Here is a 2,500-nt window from a genome sequence, read left to right on the forward strand (position 1 = left end):
GTCAATACGTTGTGATCAGCCGGTTTAAAGTTTCAAGTCCAACTTGAGAGTTTGATCCTGGCTCAGAGCGAACGCTGGCGGCAGGCTTAACACATGCAAGTCGAACGGGCGTAGCAATACGTCAGTGGCAGACGGGTGAGTAACGCGTGGGAACATACCTCTTGGTTCGGAACAACACAGGGAAACTTGTGCTAATACCGGATAAGCCCTTACGGGGAAAGATTTATCGCCGAGAGATTGGCCCGCGTCTGATTAGCTAGTTGGTGGGGTAAAGGCCTACCAAGGCGACGATCAGTAGCTGGTCTGAGAGGATGATCAGCCACATTGGGACTGAGACACGGCCCAAACTCCTACGGGAGGCAGCAGTGGGGAATATTGGACAATGGGCGCAAGCCTGATCCAGCCATGCCGCGTGAGTGATGAAGGCCCTAGGGTTGTAAAGCTCTTTTGTACGGGAAGATAATGACGGTACCGTAAGAATAAGCCCCGGCTAACTTCGTGCCAGCAGCCGCGGTAATACGAAGGGGGCTAGCGTTGCTCGGAATCACTGGGCGTAAAGGGTGCGTAGGCGGGTTTTTAAGTCAGAGGTGAAATCCTGGAGCTCAACTCCAGAACTGCCTTTGATACTGAAAGTCTTGAGTATGGGAGAGGTGAGTGGAACTGCGAGTGTAGAGGTGAAATTCGTAGATATTCGCAAGAACACCAGTGGCGAAGGCGGCTCACTGGCCCATAACTGACGCTGAGGCACGAAAGCGTGGGGAGCAAACAGGATTAGATACCCTGGTAGTCCACGCCGTAAACGATGAATGCCAGCCGTTAGTGGGTTTACTCACTAGTGGCGCAGCTAACGCTTTAAGCATTCCGCCTGGGGAGTACGGTCGCAAGATTAAAACTCAAAGGAATTGACGGGGGCCCGCACAAGCGGTGGAGCATGTGGTTTAATTCGACGCAACGCGCAGAACCTTACCAGCCCTTGACATGTCTATGACCGGTACCAGAGATGGAACCTTCCCTTCGGGGCATAGAGCACAGGTGCTGCATGGCTGTCGTCAGCTCGTGTCGTGAGATGTTGGGTTAAGTCCCGCAACGAGCGCAACCCCCGTCCTTAGTTGCTACCATTTAGTTGAGCACTCTAAGGAGACTGCCGGTGATAAGCCGCGAGGAAGGTGGGGATGACGTCAAGTCCTCATGGCCCTTACGGGCTGGGCTACACACGTGCTACAATGGCGGTGACAATGGGATGCAAAAGGGCGACCTCTCGCAAATCTCAAAAAGCCGTCTCAGTTCGGATTGGGCTCTGCAACTCGAGCCCATGAAGTTGGAATCGCTAGTAATCGTGGATCAGCATGCCACGGTGAATACGTTCCCGGGCCTTGTACACACCGCCCGTCACACCATGGGAGTTGGTTCTACCTGAAGGCAGTGCGCTAACCGCAAGGGGGCAGCTGACCACGGTAGGGTCAGCGACTGGGGTGAAGTCGTAACAAGGTAGCCGTAGGGGAACCTGCGGCTGGATCACCTCCTTTCTAAGGATGGTTCTTCAGATGCTTGCATCTATCGAACCTCTTTTGAAACATCAGTGGCCAGACATTGGATCAATGTTTGAGCTGCATAGGCGGGACACCGCCGTCTTCGTTTCTCTTTCTTCGCGGACGAACACACGCTGGGGCGTGCTCGTGCTGCTTGTTGGCGTTTGATCGCAAGGTCATGTCGATGAGCCGAGCGCAGTCCTTTGTTGTTAGGGCTTGTAGCTCAGTTGGTTAGAGCGCGCGCTTGATAAGCGTGAGGTCGGAAGTTCAAGTCTTCCCAGGCCCACCATATTTGCGCGCTTTGCTTTCAAGGCTGCTGCTGACGTCGACATCACATGCGCAAGCATTGCATCTGCAAAACGTTGTTCTTTAAGCGTTGAGCATTCGTCTTCTGGAACGGGGGCATAGCTCAGCTGGGAGAGCGCGTGCTTTGCAAGCATGAGGTCGTCGGTTCGATCCCGTCTGCCTCCACCAGAAACTTTGGTTGGATGCTGATGAGCGATCGAGACGAAAACAACTTCAAGACATTCAGTGTGTTCAGACAGTGCGCGCCATATGGGCGGCGCCTGATTTAGTCCGCGGTATAACTTCGCTTGTCGATCTTACGAGATCGACTGCGGGATTTATGACATCGTAAAGAGGAGATCGTTCCGAGGTTCGGATCTGCAAGCAATTGCGGGTGCCGCAATCATAATCTCCAGGAATTGAGTGCGAACGCTTTGCTTGCAAAGCTTCCGCATGTTTATTCCTTTTCAACGAAGCTTGACCGCCTCGTTGTCGGTTCGATCTTACGAAGCAAACTGGTCTTTCTAAATCATATCCAGCTGCATGAAGTGCGCACGGCTTGACCGCCGGCGTGCGGATTTTGCGTTTCCAATTCGTTGGTTGCGCAAAGCAGCATGCAGCAAACTCTGCCGAGTGTGTGGATATTGATAATGAGAGCAATCAAGTGTCTTAAGGGTATTCGGTGG

At 53.1% G+C, this 2,500-nt stretch carries 2 tRNA genes and 2 rRNA genes (1 of these 4 only partly in view); all 4 read left to right on the forward strand.

Going from position 1 to position 2,500, the window contains the following annotated elements:
* The first annotated feature begins 39 nt into the window (after positions 1–39).
* Positions 40–1,526, forward strand: a 16S ribosomal RNA gene (locus AB8A23_RS08635).
* A gap of 215 nt (positions 1,527–1,741) precedes the next feature.
* Positions 1,742–1,818: transfer RNA gene (locus AB8A23_RS08640), tRNA-Ile, on the forward strand.
* 109 nt (positions 1,819–1,927) lie between these two features.
* Positions 1,928–2,003 (forward strand) — tRNA-Ala (locus tag AB8A23_RS08645).
* Positions 2,004–2,472: 469 nt separating this feature from the next.
* Positions 2,473–2,500 (forward strand): 23S ribosomal RNA (locus tag AB8A23_RS08650) (it continues 2,792 nt past the right edge of the window).
* The 16S and 23S rRNA genes sit together here with 2 tRNA genes alongside, the layout of an rRNA operon.

This window comes from Tardiphaga sp. 619_E2_N8_4, from assembly GCF_051810905.1.
In the GTDB taxonomy this organism is placed as follows: Bacteria; Pseudomonadota; Alphaproteobacteria; order Rhizobiales; family Xanthobacteraceae; genus Tardiphaga; species Tardiphaga robiniae.